The sequence below is a fragment of the Vibrio sp. LQ2 genome, from assembly GCF_023920125.1.
Taxonomy (GTDB): domain Bacteria; phylum Pseudomonadota; class Gammaproteobacteria; order Enterobacterales; family Vibrionaceae; genus Vibrio; species Vibrio fluvialis.
Map to the genome: position 1 here is coordinate 3,155,798 of NZ_CP085308.1, position 17,274 is coordinate 3,173,071.

The 17,274-nt window shown below is 46.5% G+C and carries 16 protein-coding genes and 2 pseudogenes; 15 read left to right on the forward strand and 3 right to left on the reverse strand.

The window, feature by feature from the left end; translation table 11 throughout:
- Window positions 1–134 precede the first annotated feature (134 nt).
- The 5 genes from LGV68_RS14725 (at window position 135) to LGV68_RS14745 (ending at window position 4,003) form a co-directional block, all read left to right on the forward strand.
- Complete coding sequence (locus tag LGV68_RS14725) at window positions 135–491, forward strand: hypothetical protein (protein WP_020329829.1); 357 nt, start codon at window positions 135–137, stop codon at window positions 489–491.
- 144 nt (window positions 492–635) lie between these two features.
- A complete protein-coding gene (locus tag LGV68_RS14730; RefSeq protein ID WP_020329830.1) occupies window positions 636–875 on the forward strand; it encodes a hypothetical protein in 240 nt (79 codons plus the stop codon).
- Between the two features lie 112 nt (window positions 876–987).
- On the forward strand, window positions 988–1,992 hold the full coding sequence (locus tag LGV68_RS14735; RefSeq protein WP_020329832.1) for a response regulator: 1,005 nt from the start codon (window positions 988–990) through the stop codon (window positions 1,990–1,992).
- On the forward strand, window positions 1,992–2,432 hold the full coding sequence (locus LGV68_RS14740) for a PAS domain-containing protein (RefSeq protein ID WP_024375598.1): 441 nt from the start codon (window positions 1,992–1,994) through the stop codon (window positions 2,430–2,432). The genes LGV68_RS14735 and LGV68_RS14740 overlap by 1 nt, the downstream gene beginning before the upstream one ends.
- 98 nt (window positions 2,433–2,530) lie before the next feature.
- The gene (locus LGV68_RS14745; RefSeq protein WP_020329834.1) at window positions 2,531–4,003 is read left to right on the forward strand and encodes a bifunctional ADP-dependent NAD(P)H-hydrate dehydratase/NAD(P)H-hydrate epimerase; all 1,473 of its coding nucleotides are present in this window, start codon (window positions 2,531–2,533) and stop codon (window positions 4,001–4,003) included.
- Here LGV68_RS14745 and LGV68_RS14750 read toward each other — a convergent pair.
- Window positions 3,992–4,987: a 2-hydroxyacid dehydrogenase gene (locus tag LGV68_RS14750; RefSeq protein WP_047462007.1), complete on the reverse strand. Its 996-nt coding sequence runs from the start codon at window positions 4,985–4,987 to the stop codon at window positions 3,992–3,994. The genes LGV68_RS14745 and LGV68_RS14750 overlap by 12 nt on opposite strands.
- 142 nt (window positions 4,988–5,129) lie before the next feature.
- The gene (locus LGV68_RS14755; RefSeq protein WP_233920834.1) at window positions 5,130–5,687 is read right to left on the reverse strand and encodes an outer membrane beta-barrel protein; all 558 of its coding nucleotides are present in this window, start codon (window positions 5,685–5,687) and stop codon (window positions 5,130–5,132) included.
- A gap of 571 nt (window positions 5,688–6,258) precedes the next feature.
- Between LGV68_RS14755 and LGV68_RS14760 the strand changes: the two genes are divergently transcribed.
- Window positions 6,259–7,302 carry a GMP reductase gene (locus tag LGV68_RS14760; protein WP_020329838.1) on the forward strand — a complete coding sequence of 348 codons (1,044 nt, stop codon included), beginning with the start codon at window positions 6,259–6,261 and terminating at the stop codon, window positions 7,300–7,302.
- A gap of 100 nt (window positions 7,303–7,402) precedes the next feature.
- On the opposite strand, the pseudogene LGV68_RS14765 reads toward LGV68_RS14760, so the two are convergent.
- Window positions 7,403–7,714, reverse strand: a pseudogene (locus LGV68_RS14765) (tyrosine-type recombinase/integrase); the annotation flags it as partial.
- On the opposite strand from LGV68_RS14765, the pseudogene LGV68_RS14770 reads away from it, so the two are divergent.
- The 9 genes and pseudogenes from LGV68_RS14770 to LGV68_RS14810 form a co-directional block, all read left to right on the forward strand.
- A pseudogene (locus LGV68_RS14770) lies at window positions 7,710–8,681 on the forward strand (PLP-dependent aminotransferase family protein); the annotation flags it as partial. The pseudogenes LGV68_RS14765 and LGV68_RS14770 sit on opposite strands and share 5 nt — an antisense overlap.
- Window positions 8,681–9,613, forward strand: coding sequence for a helix-turn-helix domain-containing protein (locus LGV68_RS14775; RefSeq protein ID WP_222751011.1), 933 nt, complete (start codon window positions 8,681–8,683; stop codon window positions 9,611–9,613). The pseudogene LGV68_RS14770 and the gene LGV68_RS14775, both read left to right, overlap by 1 nt.
- Window positions 9,614–9,737: 124 nt before the next feature.
- Window positions 9,738–10,724 carry a zinc-binding alcohol dehydrogenase family protein gene (locus LGV68_RS14780; RefSeq protein WP_222751009.1) on the forward strand — a complete coding sequence of 329 codons (987 nt, stop codon included), beginning with the start codon at window positions 9,738–9,740 and terminating at the stop codon, window positions 10,722–10,724.
- Between the two features lie 129 nt (window positions 10,725–10,853).
- Window positions 10,854–11,507 (forward strand): cyclase family protein, encoded by a 654-nt coding sequence (locus tag LGV68_RS14785; RefSeq protein WP_203345229.1) that lies wholly within the window; start codon window positions 10,854–10,856, stop codon window positions 11,505–11,507.
- Between the two features lie 41 nt (window positions 11,508–11,548).
- On the forward strand, window positions 11,549–12,427 hold the full coding sequence (locus tag LGV68_RS14790) for an arginase family protein (protein WP_061055899.1): 879 nt from the start codon (window positions 11,549–11,551) through the stop codon (window positions 12,425–12,427).
- A gap of 304 nt (window positions 12,428–12,731) precedes the next feature.
- Entirely contained in the window at window positions 12,732–14,231 is a 1,500-nt protein-coding gene (locus LGV68_RS14795) for a sugar ABC transporter ATP-binding protein (protein WP_252535586.1), read from the forward strand.
- A complete protein-coding gene (locus LGV68_RS14800) occupies window positions 14,228–15,217 on the forward strand; it encodes an ABC transporter permease (protein WP_222724472.1) in 990 nt (329 codons plus the stop codon). The genes LGV68_RS14795 and LGV68_RS14800 overlap by 4 nt, the downstream gene beginning before the upstream one ends.
- A gap of 12 nt (window positions 15,218–15,229) precedes the next feature.
- Window positions 15,230–16,186: an ABC transporter permease gene (locus tag LGV68_RS14805; protein WP_061055896.1), complete on the forward strand. Its 957-nt coding sequence runs from the start codon at window positions 15,230–15,232 to the stop codon at window positions 16,184–16,186.
- Window positions 16,187–16,210: 24 nt separating this feature from the next.
- The gene (locus LGV68_RS14810; RefSeq protein ID WP_061055895.1) at window positions 16,211–17,197 is read left to right on the forward strand and encodes a sugar ABC transporter substrate-binding protein; all 987 of its coding nucleotides are present in this window, start codon (window positions 16,211–16,213) and stop codon (window positions 17,195–17,197) included.
- The last annotated feature ends 77 nt before the right edge of the window (window positions 17,198–17,274 follow it).

The following is a 17,274-nucleotide window of genomic DNA, read 5'->3' on the forward strand; positions in this document are numbered from 1 at the left end:
TCGCTTTGGGCCTGAGTTCTGTTCATTTTTTGTTGCTTTTTTGCTCTTGAAATAAAAATTCGATGCGAGAAAATATGCAAAAAGTGAGATTTCAAATTTGAAAGGATGCTTTCTGTAACTAAGGTAGGCAGATTATGAAACTGTTATTGATCATGATGGCATCGGTATCGGCAGGTGTTGCGTCAGCTGAACATTTCCATTCTTTCATGCTTGGCTTATCTGTCGCGGCATTGGCGGTAGGTAGCTGTTACTGGTTTGCGTTTCGCAGCTCTCGTTTCCCTGAACTAGCGGTATTCCTGCTGGTGTGTGGATTGTTGGCGAAAGTGGGTGTCACCGTATTAGGAGTAGCTTGGGGACTGTCGGCGCAACTGATTACCTCGCCATTAGTGTTTGCGTTGTCCTATTTGTTCTTCTCGATTGTCGTGACCTATTTGTGGTTCAGCTATCGAGACAGCATTACAGTGGTGCCCAAACCAACCCTACATCACTAAGCAATTACAAAAATGGAGGCCGTCAGGCCTCTTTTTTTTTGTGGCTCATCTCGCGTGTCCTGACGTTCGACTATAGTTCTACAGTCATACCGCTCGTTTCTTTATACACTGTCTGTTGAGTTGTAACTGAAGGATGGTAGAAGTATGGAAACCGCACTGTTTTGGATTGAAAAAAGTGTACTTTTAGTGGGCATTTTGCTGGTGCTGACAGGGATTACCCGATACGGCAAACGCAGTCAGGATTGGAAAGGTGTGGCGACAATGTTTTACAAGCGCGTTCCAATGACCATCGAGGAATACAAGTTATATCGACTCGGGGTTGCGATGGTTGTGTTGGCTATTGTTCTACGTATTGTCCTTCTGACTTTATGGCCAAATTACTAACGGATAGGAATCATCCTATTTATCAATAATTAAGGCCACAATTCTAGCCTCTCTCGCAAATTTAGGTATACACTCTAGGTTAAACCCAAAATGAGAATGAGAAGGTGATGATATGTCGTATTCAGTACTCATCTGCGATGACTCAGCGTTGGCTCGAAAGCAGATGGCACGCTCTCTCCCTGCATCGCTTAATGCAGATATCACCTTTGCCGTACATGGACTGGATGCGCTGAGTATTTTAGAAACTCAGCGCTTTCAGTTGATGTTTCTCGATTTGACGATGCCGGAACTGGATGGTTTCGGCACGTTAGAAGCAATGCGTGATAAAGGCTATACCACTCCTGTGGTGGTGGTGTCCGGCGATATTCAACCCAAAGCGAAAGAACGCGTATTGGCCCTCGGTGCTAAAGCTTTCATTCAAAAACCGATTAATAAAGACGATCTCAATGCGGTTATCCGTACGCTGGTTGAACCGCCCACGCAGCCACGTATCGTTACGCCTATTTCCATTGAACTGCCGGTTCTGCGCCGCCGCGATATTTATATGGAAGTGGCGAACGTTTCTATCGGCCGGGCAGCGGATGCTTTAGCACGTCACTTCGATGTGTTTGTGCAGTTACCTCTGCCAAACGTAAATATTTTTGAAGTGAGTGAACTGCACATGGCGCTGCGTGACTTGGCAGATAACGTCCACGTTTCCGGTGTGTGTCAGGGCTTTAGTGGCGAAGGGATTGCCGGGGAAGCCTTAGTTTTGCTGACCGATTCCAGTGTCGCCGATCTGAAAAAACTGATGAAAGTGCCCGCGGATAATGAAGAGTTGGAAGAGCTGGAGCTCATCATGGATGTCTCCAATATTTTGGTCGGGTCTTTTCTTAATGGGTTGGGCGAGCAGGCCGAAGTGCGTTTCTTCCAGAGTTCGCCGGTGCTGCTCGGTCAGCACATTCCAATCGATTCAGTGATTCAGTCAACCGCAGGTTCGTTTAAGAAAACCATGACGTTTGAAGTCAGTTACAACATAGAAGGCACGTCGATCCGCTGCGATCTCTTGTTTATGTTTGTTGATGAATCGCTACCGCTTCTGGACAGCAAACTCGCTTATCTGATGGAGGATTTCTGATGTTGTCGCTTCCTGCAGAATTTGAACAATTTCACTGGATGGTGGATATGGTTCAGAACGTCGATATGGGGCTGATTGTCCTCGATCGTGATTACAACGTTCAGGTTTGGAACGGCTTTATGACTCATCACAGTGGTAAGTTAGCGCATGAAGCGATAGGCCAATCCTTGTTTACTCTGTTTCCTGAGATTCATAAAGAGTGGTTCAAACTCAAAACCAAGCCTGTTTACGATTTGGGGTGTCGCAGTTTCATTACCTGGCAGCAGCGTCCGTATCTGTTTAAATGCCGCAACGTGCGTCCGGTGACCCAGCAGGCCGAGTTCATGTATCAAAACATCACGCTCAACCCGATGCGAACGCCGACAGGCAAGGTGAATTCATTATTCTTGTCGATACAGGATGCCACCGCCGAAGCGCTGATGACGTTGCAACCCAAGTAAATCGCGTCCAAGCAGAAAATTGACAACTAAGCCAAGGTGAACCTTGGCTTTTTTGCATACACTTTAAGTTTATTGTTTTGTATACAGGGACCAAACTGATGCCGTTACCGAAAGTTTTCTATACCGCGCAACAAGTCAAACAAGGTGAAGTGATGGCGGCCAAAACCAAAGGGTTGGAGATGTTCAGCCTGATGGAACGGGCCGGACAGGCGGTGTTTACCGTCGCGTATGCCCAATATCCGGGAACGCATCACTGGCTGGTATGTTGCGGTGGCGGTAACAATGGTGGCGACGGTTATATTGTGGCGTGTCTGGCCCGCTCGCTGGGCGTTCAGGTAACGGTTTGGCAAATAGGGGATCCAGAGCAGCTCAAGGGAGATGCACTTTCTGCCTATTACCACTGGCTGGATCATGGGGGAGAAGTGTATCCGATCGATGAAGTGGTGCCGGATGATGTTGATTTGATCGTCGATGGGCTGCTCGGCACTGGCCTAACGGGTACCGTTCGCGAACCGATGCAGCAATTGATTGATACGCTGAACCGCTGCTCAGCGCCGATTGTCGCAATTGATATTCCGTCAGGGTTATGTGCCAACACTGGTGCGGTTTTGGGCACGTCGATACGCGCTCAGCATACCGTCAGTTTTATCGGGCTGAAACAAGGGTTAGTAACGGGTAAAGCGCGTAACTACGTTGGAGAATTGCACTTTGCCGGGTTGGGGCTGGAAGAAAGCTTTAGCCAGCAAAATGTGCCGACCGTTCAGGCGATCGATCAGAAAACGCTTAAGCAACTGCTGCCCAAGCGAGAACCCTGCTCGCACAAAGGCAGCCATGGCAAAGCTGTGATCGTGGGCGGAAATGACGGTATGGGGGGCGCGGTGATCCTTGCGGCTCAGGCGTGTGCGCGGGTCGGCAGTGGATTAACCGCCACGCTGATGCATCCGAGTAATACCGCTCCCATGTTGTCCGCTTGTCCTGAAATCATGGCGGCAGGATGGACTGACGAAGCGATGATCGATGAGCGTCTGCAATGGTGTGATGTGCTGGCGATTGGCCCGGGACTGGGGCGAAATGACACCGCGCTGCAAATGATGCACAAAGTGCAAAAGCAGACCAAACCGAAAGTCATGGACGCTGATGCGCTGCATTTTCTGGCGCAATCCGCAAACTTCGACCAGCAGCGTATTCTGACGCCACATCCGGCAGAAGCGGCCAAACTGATGGATACCAAAGTCTCCAATATCGAGGCGGATCGTTATAACGCGGTGAAAGCGCTGCAGAAAAAATATGGCGGCGTGGTGGTATTGAAAGGGGCCGGGACACTGGTGTGTGATGGCAAAGAAACGTACGTGTGCTTGGCGGGCAATCCGGGAATGGCAACGGGCGGAATGGGCGATGTGCTGACAGGTATTATCGTTTCACTGCTTGCGCAGGGCCTGAGTCTGTTTGAGGCCGCGAAAATGGGCGTTTTGATCCACAGTTTAGCGGCGGATCAAAACGCCAAAGCGTTTGGCGAGCGTGGCTTGCTCGCCAGTGACTTACTGCACCATCTGCGCAGTTTAGTTAATTAGTTCGTTGCCTGACGTCGTGCCTTGCTCAAAGGCCAGTACGTTGTTCAGCGTTGTCTGGGCGATATTGTGCAGGGCATCTTCGGTCAGAAACGCCTGATGGCCAGTAAACAGTACGTTGTGACACGCTGACAGGCGACGGAACACATCGTCGACAATGACATCGTTCGACTTGTCCTGGAAGAACAGATCTTTCTCGTTATCGTACACATCCAACCCCAGTGCGCCGATACGACCTCGTTTCAACGCTTCAATCGCGGCAACCGAATCCAGCAGTTCACCTCGACTGGTGTTGATGATCATCACGCCGTCTTTCATTTGATTGAACGCATTTTCATCCAGCAGATGGTAGTTCTCTTTCGTCATCGGACAGTGCAGGGTAATGATGTCGCTTTGGGCGAACAGCTCTGGCAGCGACACGTACTTTGCGCCGATTTCAATCGCCAGCGGGTTCTCATACGGATCGAAACACAAAATGTTCATGCCCAGCCCTTTGAGAATACGCATGGCCGCGATGCCAATTTTACCTGAGCCAATAACGCCGACGGTTTTACCATAAAAGTTAAAACCGACCAGGCCTTCCAAAGAGAAGTTCGCGTCACGGGTACGCTGATACGCTTTGTGGTAGCGGCGGTTCAGACACATCATCAGACCAATGGCATGTTCCGCAACAGCTTCCGGTGAATAAGCCGGAACACGCACCACTTGCATACCAATGCGTTTAGCGGCATCCAGATCAACCTTGTCGAAACCTGCACAGCGCATCGCAACAAGGCGGGTACCCCCTTGATACAGTTCAGTCAGAACATCTTCACTCAGATCATCGTTCACAAAGGCACATACAGCTTTACAGCCTTTGGCCATTTTGGCGGTTTTCTTCGTTAAACGAAAATCATGGAAATGGAGCGTGAACGCGTTTTTGTCGACGATTTTTTTGAATGAGGTTTCGTCGTAAGTTTTTGCGCTGAAGAAAGCGATATCGATCATAGCAGTCTCCTTAAATAAGACCTGACTTCAATTAATTATCGCTATAGTTAAACGGATGGTGGCAAAAATAAACCATAAGTTTTGTGTGTGAACAAAGGCTGAGCGGTGGTCGCTCGCCTTATGTTCAGATTGAGGAAAAAAATTACATTCTAAAACGCGCACCCACACTGAATGAGGTACTGGAGTAACCTTTATCAAGGTCTTGGTAACTGACTTCAGCCGTAAACTCGAGGTTCGGATTCAATCCGGTGGCGACGCGAGCGCCAGCACTCACATACGGATTAACGCCCGAATGTGTCGAGGAGGTTTCCGGCACGGTGCTGACATTCGTTTCTTCCAACTGCGTATAGGCAAAGCCGCCGCGCGCGTAGAGTGTGGCGTATCGGGTGACTGGCGCCTCAGCGCGAATACCGCCGTAGAAACTGTCGTATTTGGTTTCGATGGCATTGCCGTTGCCATCGCGCAGTTTTGCGGTGCTCGACATCGTGCCGTTATAGCCTAAATCTACGCCCATGAAAGGCGAAAAGTAGTAGCTGTAACCGACGGTTGTGGTAAATACCTGATCACTGCTGTGACCGTTATCTAAGGTGGTATAACCTGCATCAACGTTGAACTGATGCTGGCTGTTGGTGGCGGCAAAAGTTGGCGTGGCGGCAAACAGTGTTGCCAGCGTTATCCCGGCGATCATGGGTTTTATCATTGTTGTTCTCCACTGCTGTTTCATAGAAGTTAGCCAAAAACAGGTATTTGGCGCTGCTAACTTCCGTTGAAGGAATTAGCGATAGTTAAACCTTAGCAAGGTTTACACCGTTTCAGAGGCTTTCGACGCAGAGAGAAGAAAATGTGTGATCAGCGAAATATCGCCGTCATAATTTGTGGTGTTTTGCTGCCATTTGTCCGTTTGAACATGAGATATCAGTCCCACTTTTAGGTTTTCTCACTCAGAGTGAACGTTTGCGGTGAACGTTTTCCTAGAGCAGTTTAATAAGTAGGTTCTAATTAACTCACTGAATATTAAGTGTTAAATCTGATATTTAGGCGAAGGGGAGAGAAAGGAGTGCGAACAGGTATGAAATCTTCGACAGGGTAACACAAAAAAAAGTCAAATATCAGACTTGCCGGAAAGAAATCGCGGCCTATAATGCTGAAAACCGGAGCGTCTGCCAACGCTCCGGTTTTTTTGTGTCCGAAAAGTACCAAAGTCTGCCAACCGCGGTACTACGCACTCTGCAAAAGAGACACAAACTGTGAATCAATCAAGGAATTACACAATGCGTATCGAACAAGAACTTAAGTTGGGTTTTAAAGATGTCCTGTTTCGCCCGAAACGTTCAACCCTGAAAAGCCGTTCTCAAGTAAATTTAACCCGCGAGTTTACCTTCAAGCATAGTGGTCGTCAATGGTCCGGTGTGCCAGTCATTGCGGCGAATATGGACTCAGTGGGCAGCTTTGCGATGGCCAAAGCGCTGGCTGAGCATGGTGTAATGACCGCAGTCCACAAACACTACACCGTTGAAGACTGGGCTGAGTTTGCGAAAACCGCAGATAAAGCCACCCTGAACAACGTGATGGTGTCTACCGGTACTTCCGACGCAGACTTCCAAAAAACCCAAGACATCATGGCGCTGTCAGATGAATTCATCTTCATCTGTATCGACATTGCCAACGGTTACTCAGAACATCTGGTTGAGTACGTTGAACGAGTGCGCGCAGCCTTCCCGGATAAAGTGATCTCAGCAGGCAACGTTGTGACAGGCGATATGTGTGAAGAGCTGATTCTTGCAGGCGCAGACATCGTGAAAGTCGGCATTGGCCCAGGCTCTGTGTGTACCACTCGCGTCAAAACTGGTGTCGGTTATCCGCAACTGTCTGCCATCATTGAGTGTGCTGATGCGGCACACGGCCTTGGCGGCACCATCATCGGTGACGGTGGCTGTTCATGTGCAGGCGATGTCTCTAAAGCCTTCGGTGGCGGCGCAGATTTCGTCATGCTGGGCGGCATGCTGGCTGGTCACGAAGAGTCAGGCGGCGAAGTCATCGAAAAAGACGGCGAGAAGTTCATGAAGTTCTACGGCATGTCTTCAAAGAGCGCGATGGACAAACACTCTGGCGGCGTAGCGGGCTACCGCGCAGCTGAAGGAAAAACCGTACTATTGCCATACCGTGGCAGTGTGCACGGCACTATTCAAGACATCCTAGGCGGTGTGCGTTCAACCTGTACCTACGTAGGCGCAGCAAAGCTTAAAGAGCTAACAAAGCGTACTACATTCATCCGCGTACAAGAGCAAGAGAACAACGTATTCGGTAAAGAGTGATCGTAAGATTGCTCGGAAAATACGAACTATTGAGAGCCGCTATTAGTGGCTCTTTTTTTACGTCAAAAAGGGTAAGTGGCGACAAAGTGGCGACAGAGCCTCAACTTTTTTCAGTGGCGGCAGTCTGCGAGGCGATAGGGTTTAGGGAAATAGCTTCCGTCAGGTGATCTGGAGCGAAGTGCGCGTAGCGCATTGTCATACTGAGATCTGCATGGCCGAGAATGTCGCGTAGTACGAGGATATTGCCACCATTCATCATGAAGTGGCTGGCAAAGGTATGGCGAAGAATGTGGGAAGCTTGACCCGTCGGAATATCTAACCCCAGTTTGTTCTTCAAAATGTAGCAGAAAGGCGTATAGCACTGGGTAAACAGCTTTCCGCTGGTTGGTTTATAGATTTCATTGTACAAGTCGATCGTTGCTAAACGATATGCGGCAAAGGGGATTGAAATTTCGCCGGATGAAATAGTCATTACTGCTGGTGCACTGGAAGCGTTAAATTTGAGTCTACAAGCCTGCACTCGTCCCGGTGACTGGGTTGTTGTGGAGTCGCCAACATTTTATGGTGCTTTGCAGTCACTGGAACGTTTAGGGCTGAAAGCCCTGTCTATTCGAACGGATCCCTTTACTGGGATTGATTTGGACTCACTTGAGAGCGCGTTGCAAACCCACGATGTGAAGGCGTGTTGGTTGATGTCTAATCATCAGAATCCGCTTGGCTATACGTTATCAAATGAAAAGAAGAGGCGTGTGGTTGAATTGATGCAAAAGTATCACGTCGCACTGATTGAAGATGATGTGTACAGTGAACTGTATGAGAGCGATGAAGCAGTAAGCGCAATGCGGACGTACGATGATTCAGGTAATGTCATGCTGTGTTCTTCGTTTTCAAAATCTTTAATCGCAGGTTTACGTATTGGCTGGGTTGCGGCAGGCAAACGCGCGATTGAGATACAGAAGCTGCAATTAATGAGCACAATGGCCACTAGCGCGCCAATTCAAATGACTCTGGTTCAATATTTGACCAGCCGTAATTATGAATTACATCTCAAACAGTTACGTAAGAAACTTGCCGAGCGTAAAAAGAGAATGGTTGAAGTGCTGCAATCTCAGCTGCCAGATAAGGTTAAGATTATCAGCCAGCATGGTGGATATTTTATTTGGCTAGAACTGCCTAAACATATTGATGCGATTCAAATCTACCATCGGGTGTTGCTACAAAATGTCAGTATTGCTCCTGGCAAGATGTTTAGTTTGACGGGGCAGTATAATCACTGCATTCGGTTAAATGCATCTTTTGAGCTTGATAATATTCATATACGAGCACTCGACCTTTTATCAGGTTGTATTACTGCGTTAATCGAAGGGGGAGAGAGTTAGTGAGTAGAAGCTATTCCACACGAGACGTTAGAGCACAAGAGAGTTTTGAATACTGGCAAAGTCTGGTTGGCTCTACGTATTCCGCGGTGACCAAAAATACTAACCTGACTGAAGGTGATTTTCAGGGGGAGTTAGCGGTTAAATCTCTGGGGAGAAGTGCCTTAATCACCCGTATACACTCCACACCGATGGAGTACCACGAAACGGAAGAAGCAAGTTATACGGATGATTATTTTATCTGCCTGTCGTTATGCCCCTATGCTCAGCTAACTCAAAATAATACGACAACAGAACAGTCAGATGGCGATATTGTTGTTTACGACAACAACCAGCCATTCTCATATCGTTTCCCTCAAGGAGATAACCAAATAGTTATCTCAGTACCTCATTCAGTCTTTAATGCAAGAATAAACGGCGCCGAATTCCTATTAAATAAGACACTTAAACGTGACTCACCATTAGGGCGCTTCGTTGGTTCAATGATCGAGCAAGCATGGGAAAGTGAAGAGCAGGAAGATATTGTTGGCGATAAGATGCTCTTTGCCATTTTATCTATGCTGGGCAGTGCATTTGAGGTTGCTTCACCTGAAGGTGATCGAGCGATTCAGCGTGATAAGAAAGATAACCTGACATTGGTTCAGCAATTCATTATTGACAATATTGGTGACTCGTCTTTGTCTGTTGAATCCATTTCTCAGCAATTTCATATGTCTTCAAGAACATTGAGCCGATTGTTCAGTAAGGAAAAGACTTCGGTCATGCGATGGGTATGGCAGCAAAGGATTAAAGCAAGCTATAAGTGGGTAATGACCAAGCCAGATGTACCTATCAGTGATATTGCACACCACCACGGTTTCTCTAATATTTCTCACTTTAGCAAGATGTTTAAAGAAACATACGGCGTTACGCCTTCACAACTTCGTCAGGGTTAAACTTGGCGTTTACAGCAAACAGGCTGTCCGTTAGAGAGTAACGTTTGTAGTGAGCTTTCATTCATAATTCCATCACGTTTAATCACGCTGACATGTGCAGCGTATGAGAATTGTCGGAATAACAATGAAAGCATTAGTCGCCAAGCAATTCGGTGCTCAGCCGGTTCTTCAAATTGAAGAGCGTTCAACTCCTGAAATTAAGCCGGGATTTTCACTGGTGAAAATGCATGCTGCAACGGTAAATCCACTGTCGAACCAGATTCGAATGGGCGGCGTTCCTGCAGCAAAAGCCCCGTTAGTATTAAGCAATGATGGCTCTGGTATCATTGAAGAAAGTGAGCGTTTTAAAGCGGGTACTGCTGTGGCTATTTATGGTGGCGGTGCTTTGGGCATTACCGAAGATGGCTTGCAACAACAATTCGTATTGGTAGAAGACAAATGGATTGTCGAACTTCCGGTCGGTACTGATCTGGATATTGCTGCGGCGTTGCCAATTAATTACGTATCTGCGTATCAGGCAATTAGTCGGGTGGGCCAGCTTAAAAAGGGACAAACAGTACTGATTTCGGGTGCGACCGGTTCTCTTGGTCACGCTTTAATACAGCTGGTAAACGCATTAGGAGCAACACCAATTGGCGTTGTTTCAACCAGCGGGAAAATAGCCAATGCGTTGGATTCTGGTGCTAAACATGTGATTGACCTTTCTGCTCAGGATATGGTTTCAACGGTATTGGACCTTACTCAGGGTAAAGGTGTTGATTTAGCTTTTGATACCGTGGCGGGTGAAGTTTTAGGCCAGTTAATGAAATGTCTGAAAACCCGGGGTGCTGCCGTTTCTATTGGGTTTGCTGGTGGTTTTACTTCAGAAATCGATATTGTTGATGTCGTTGTTTACGAGAAAAAACTGCTTGGTTTTGATGCGCATTTAGAAACGGATGAAGACGTTGAACATGTGTTTCATGTTCTAAAAATTCTATTAGAGAAAGGGGAAATAAAACCTCGGATCGATAGTGTATTTCCGCTTGAAGAATACGATCAAGCATATCGGCATTTAACCTCCCGTCAGGCTCAGGGAACCATTTTGCTTCGGCTGGAGCAGTTAGGCGAATGACAGGTATTGCTACCTGAAGTGAAGTGACTTGGCACTGCTGAACAAGTATCTGTCTTTTTCAGCCAAGTATTCACCTTCGGAGCGAGTATATTGACTAGTAATGGAACACAAATAATCAGGACGGATTCAATGACTAAGATAGTTGTGAAGGAATATATCGAACTTAACCACAAGTTAGAACATGGAATGGAAACTTACCCGGGGCTTAGCCATGTCGAGGTGTATGACCATTTCCCTCGATTTGGCAATAATGCTCTGATTGACGGGATTAACTTGCTGGGTATTTCCGGTACGTATATCGATGCGCCTTATCATGAAGACCCGGATGGTGACAAGATTTGTGATTACCCATTAGAAAAATTAGCTCACCTTCCGCTTATTGTGGTGAATAAGCCAGACAGCAGAATCTCTTTTGAAGTGGAAGATTTTGAAGGCTTAGATGTGACAGGTAAAGCGGTACTGCTTAACAGCAAGCATGACCAGTTTTTTGGAAAGGAAGAGTACGGAATTAATACGCCATACCTTTCTGTTGAAGCGGCTGATTATTTAGTAAAGCAAGGCGTTGTTCTGGTTGGGATAGATTCTCCGTTGGTTGATAACATCGAAACCTCGGAATCAGCGATTCCGGTTCACAACATTTTATTGAGTAATGGCATTGTGATTTGTGAAGATATGACCAACATCGCTGCCGCAGAAGGTAAAGATGCCTATTTGACTGCGGTTCCGCCCCGAGTCCCACTTGCCAGCTTCCCAGCACGTGTATTTGCAACAGTTTATGAGTGATACAGAGGTTAGTCTGTATCTCAATTTAAGGTAATTTATTTATGTCTGTAGAAAATAACAAAACCCTTCGACTACTCATGCCGCAATGGCAAGGCGGAAACAATCACGCTTACTATTTCGGTGCTCAGTTGCTGGCCTGGTTAGCGCCTGAAGCGAACGGTCCGGTTGAACAAGTGAATGTCACTTTTGACGAAAACCGTCAGCTTGAGAACGAAAATGGGATTGTGGGTCGTTCAGAGATCATCCCTCAAATTCAACACGCAAAAGAGCTTATCCAAAAACACTCGCCGGATAGTCTGGTTGTTCTTGGCGGTGACTGTCTGGTTGATTTAGCACCATTTGCATACTTGCAAGAAAAGTACGGAGATGATCTGGGTATTCTTTGGGTGGATGCTCATCCGGATATCATGACATCTGAAGAATTTGAACATTCTCATGCATCGGTATTACGTGCTCTGATGGGTGAAGGTGACAGCGATCTGACTAACTTTGTTAGTACGCCAATTAAAACGAACAAGATTATGTACGCTGGAGTTAATAACGAAAGCGAGTTTGAAGCGAACTTCCTGAAAGACCGCAACATGCGTGTGTGTCGCCCGGAAGAGATTCAAAGTGAAATTACTTCGATTCAAAAATGGGTAGAAGAAGAGAACATTAAGGTACTGGCGATTCACCTTGATCTTGATGTTCTTAGTATCGCGAACTTCGGCTCATTGTTGTTCAAAAATCCAAATGTACCGGCAGATGCCTATGAAGGGATCGCTCAGGGGCAGATCACTCTGGAAGACGTTGTAAAAGTTATTAACGTAGCCAGCGAAAACACCGAAGTTGTGGGCTTGGGTATCGCTGAACACTTGCCATGGGATTCATTGAACCTAAAAAACATGCTTGAAAAGCTGCCTTTGCTGGGTAAGAAATAAACGTATTTTTCTGTATTTGTTGTGTGTTTGCATACGGGTAAGCGGCCTTAGGGTTGCTTACCCTTTTTTTATATCTGCTTGTTACTGTTGAATTAAAAGTCTCAAATTCAGGACTTTTTCCTGTGTCCTGATTATCACAATACTTGTCCCGGTCAGACAAGTATCACTCGCCATTACAAGGCTAAGATGTCCTCAATACATAAATAAAATGTATGAGTTATGCGGCTTACTTAGAGTTGAAAACTTTGATTGAAAAAGAAGTAAGCCCTCAATCTCAATGATTTTGAGAAAGGACAGCAGCGCAATGGAAGCAAAAAATATACTGACGGCAAGTCACATATCTAAACGATATGGTGGCGTGTTCGCTCTAAACGATGTCAGTTTTTCTCTCCGTAGTGGAGAAATTCTCGGCTTATGCGGGGAAAACGGAGCGGGCAAAAGCACGCTGGTCAAAATTCTGGGTGGTTATGTCACGCCAGATACCGGAACTTTAGATATTGGGGGAATGCAGGTTGAGCTCGGCAAACGTGTTGACCCGTCTTTGATTACTATTGTTCATCAGGAACTGTCTATTCTGCCTCACCTGAGTGTACTGGATAACATCGTTATCGGCATGAAAGACAATGGACAACTCTATCGCAGAAGTCGTTATACCGAGCAAGTCACCAAGCTGCTTGCTGATGTTGGATTAGAACATATTTCTCCTTTTCAGCTTGCAGAGACACTTTCTTTAGCGGAAAGACAACTGGTCGAGATTGCACGCGGGCTGGCAAGCGGTGCCCACGTACTGCTTCTTGATGAGCCAACTGCGACATTGTCTGACGCAGAAATTGAAAAAGTCTTTTCTATTATGCGCAAGCTTAAAGCGGCTGGCACTACTTTGGTTATTATCAGCCACCGGTTGGATGAAGTTTTTACCATTACCGACCGAGTGACGGTATTTCGTGGCGGCAAGCATATCTTTACTCGTAATACTAAAGATGTCACCGGACCGGAGCTGGTTAGCGCAATGTTAGGCCATGAAGTGGAGAGGGGCGTAATCAGGCCTCAACGACCACATGGAAAAGTGCTGCTCGAATGTAAAGATGTGCAGATAGAGAATGGTTACGGGCCGCTAGATTTTACCTGCCATAAAGGTGAGATTGTTGCTGTTGTTGGGCAACTTGGCGCTGGTGCTGATCTATTTTTACGTACATTGGCAGGTTTAGCCCCCGTAGAACAAGGGGAGTTATTGCTAAATCAAAAGCCGGTTTCTCTTAATTCTATCTATGATGCTGAACAGCATTCTATCTCTTATGTCCCGGAAGACAGGGCAGGCAAAGGTGCATTTTTAGAAGCGCCGATTGGTATGAATTTAACGTCAAGAGCGCTGGATGTTTTGTCTCGCTGGGGTGTAATTTCAAAGTCTGAAGATACCCGAAATGGCGTGGAGCTAGCGGAATCATTTACGCTAAATCCCGACCGAAATCATGAACCTGTTTCTTCACTCAGTGGTGGCAACCAACAGAAAGTCGTTCTGGGCAAAGCCATTGCGACTAATCCCGATTTATTACTACTTAACGAGCCAACTCGTGGGGTGGATATTGGTGCCCGTGCCGATATTTATCAACGGTTAAGAGACCGTGCTGACCAAGGGCTTTCTATCGTTTTCTACTCAACGGATCTGGAAGAGATTCTTGATTTCGCTGACCGCATAGTCACGGTATTTAAAGGTGAAATTATTAACAGCGCATTAAGGAAAGATGCGACTCAAGAAAGCATCTTACAAGACATTTTGCATGGAAAAGTGAGGGATGCAGCATGATACGAGCAGCTTCTTCAAAATCAACGTTACCTTTTATGTCGCTAAGCGGTGCGGCATTTTCTCCGACCCGAATTCAGGCAACATCGGTCAGAATCGCGATTGTCATTGTGGCTCTGTTGGCAAGTGTGTTTATTGAAGGGTTTGCGACTGCGCAAAACCTCAGTTCAATTCTGTTTTCAACGGTATCGGTAGGGATTGCTGCCTGCGGATTGGCACTGGTTACCATTAGTGGCAACCTGTTTATGCTGTCTATCAGTGCCACAACGTCAATCTCCACGATTGTTTTCGCTAGCTCATTACAGCTAGGAATTCCCGCTGCGATTATTTTGACATTAGCCGTAGGGATAATCTTTGGTGTGATTCAAGGCGCAGCCGTCGGTGCGATGAAAACCAACCCTATTATTACTACGATAGCCGCGTCATCGGTTATCACCGGTATCGGTTCCTGGGTGTCGGGCGGCCGGACTATTACCAGTGATGTCAGTGTTCACTGGCTTGGTGTTGGTCATATATTTCCGGGTGTTCCAAACCAGATATTTATTCTGATATTCGTCTTGTTTGCGTGTGAATTCTTTTTATCTCGTATGCGATTAGGACGTGAAATACAGCTGATTGGTATTAACTCCACAACGGCTAAGTTATCCGGGTTACGCGTGGGGCTGGCGGTTGCCATGGCTTACATTATTGCCTCTTCAACCGCTTCTTTGACCGGTATTCTGATCGCGTCTCAAAACTCTCAAGGAAACCTGTCTTTGGGTGCGGGGCTAGATTTTAGTGCGATTGCTGCGGTTCTGGTTGGCGGTGTCGCCATAGCCGGCGGGCATGGTCGTATCAAGGATGCTGTATTTGGTGCATTGTTCCTGGCTGTCGTCGGAAACGTATTGTTGCTGGCGGGCTTTTCTCTCGACATGCAGCTGATGGTGAAAGGTGCTGTTGTTCTTATTTCTGTAGTGCTGGGCGCATTACTGTCTCGTAAGCGTAAATAAGGGAGGCGCAAAATGAAATCTAAATGGAATTCGTCAGATATATTACGAGTCTTTCTGTTTATCGCTATACCGGTATTTTTTGCCTGTATGAATAGTTTCTTCTTAACCAGCGGTAATCTTTTTGCCTTAATGCAGAATTTTGGCTTAGTCGGATTGGTGGCGTTAGGTTTGGTTCTCACCATGATTGTTGGTGAGTTCGACCTGTCAGTGGCTTCAATGGTTGCAGTTGGCGGTCTTATTTTGGCTAAAACCGGTGTAGACAGTGCTGTTATCGGTGTGTTTTGGGCTGTGATGTTTGGCTTGGTTGTCGGTCTGATTAATGCCGCGTTCATCATTAAGCTAAAAGTCTCATCTTTAGTGAGCACATTAGGCATGATGATTCTGTTATCAGGTTTTGCATATTGGATCGCTGATGGCAACGTTGTCCCTTATTACAACTTTGATGCATCAGATGTTTTAGACGCTCAAATAGCCTACGTACTTTCTCCACGTATCTTAATTACCGTTGCTGCGATGATAGTGGTGTATCTGCTACTGAGCTTTACACGTCTTGGAAGAGACCTCTATGCGACGGGCAGCCACAGACAATCTGCAATTATGAGTGGAGCTAACACATCTGCCGCATTATGTGTCGCATTTGGTTGCTCTGGCATGCTTGCAGCCTTAGCGGGCGCATTGATTTCAATAAGCCTTGCTACCGGTTCCCCAACATTAGGCGACACGCTTCTGATTCAGGCAGCCTCTGCAGCCATTCTGGGTGGTGTCTCACTTGGCGGAGGCGTAGGGAAAATTCATCAGGTTGCGGTAGGAGTAATGATTCTCGCCGCATTAGGCAATGGCTTAAGCCTTATGGGTGCAAGCTCTGCCACTACATTACTCGTTAACGGTTGTGTTCTTGGTTTTGTCGTTCTGATGAACGGGGACCTTAGTTCATTACGCTTAAATCTGCTTAAAAAAACACATGGATAATCAACGGACAACGGAGACGTCACGATGAAAACAAAATCACTGGTAAAACACTCTTTGACTGCGCTGGCAACCACAGCAGCATTAGCTTCAGCAATGTCGGCTTCAGTTGCACAAGCCGCTGAAGGTAAATCAGTCATCTTGCTGCAACCAACAGAAGAATGTACCTACTGTGCTGACTATTTACGTTTCTTCAAACAAGAAGCAACAGCCGCCGGGTTGAATTTTGAAACAACAACCAGCCCATTTGACCCTGCTAATCAGGCCAATCAGGTTGAACAGGCGATTGCTAAACGCCCGGATGCAATCATCCTTTGGCCGGTCGATGCTAACGCTTTGATTCCATCAATGCGCAAGATCCAAAAAGCGGGTATTCCACTGATCATCAGTGATGCACTTCCTGCAAAACAGTCTGAAAAATTTTGGGATGTTTACACGGGTGGTAACAGTGAAGAGATAGGTCGTGAATCGGCTAAAGCAATGGTTGATGCATTTGAAGCAAAAGGTTTTGGCAAAAAAGGCGAAATTTTTGTGATTACCGGTACGCCGGGAGCTCCAACGTCGATTGGCCGAATGAAAGGCTTTACCGAAGAGCTTAATAAGCTTGCTCCGGATATCAAAATCCTTGGTGAACAACCGGGTAACTGGGATCAGAATGTCTCTATGACGGCGGCTTCTTCACTCTTTACTCGTTTTGGCGATCAGGTTGAAGGTGTATACGCGGTAGAAGATCTGATGATGGCGGGTGTAATTGTTGCAGCTGAGCGTGCCAATATTGATGCGAAGAAACTTGCTCTGGTTGGTGTGGGTTGTGAAGTCCCTGGATATAAAAATATCAAAGCAGGCATTCAGTACGCTACGGTATTATCCGATGCCTACAGTGATGCGAAATACGCGGTAGATGCAGCGGTTAAACTGCTGGATGGTGAGAAGCTGGATAAATATATCTATATGCCAAACCCAATTATCACTAAAGACAACTTGAGTGAGTGTAAAGGTATTCAAGACCTATAATTAGTTATCTTGATTAAAATGAAAACGGATAAGCCTTTTGAAGACTTATCCGTTTTTTATTCTGTTTTTTTGGGGGA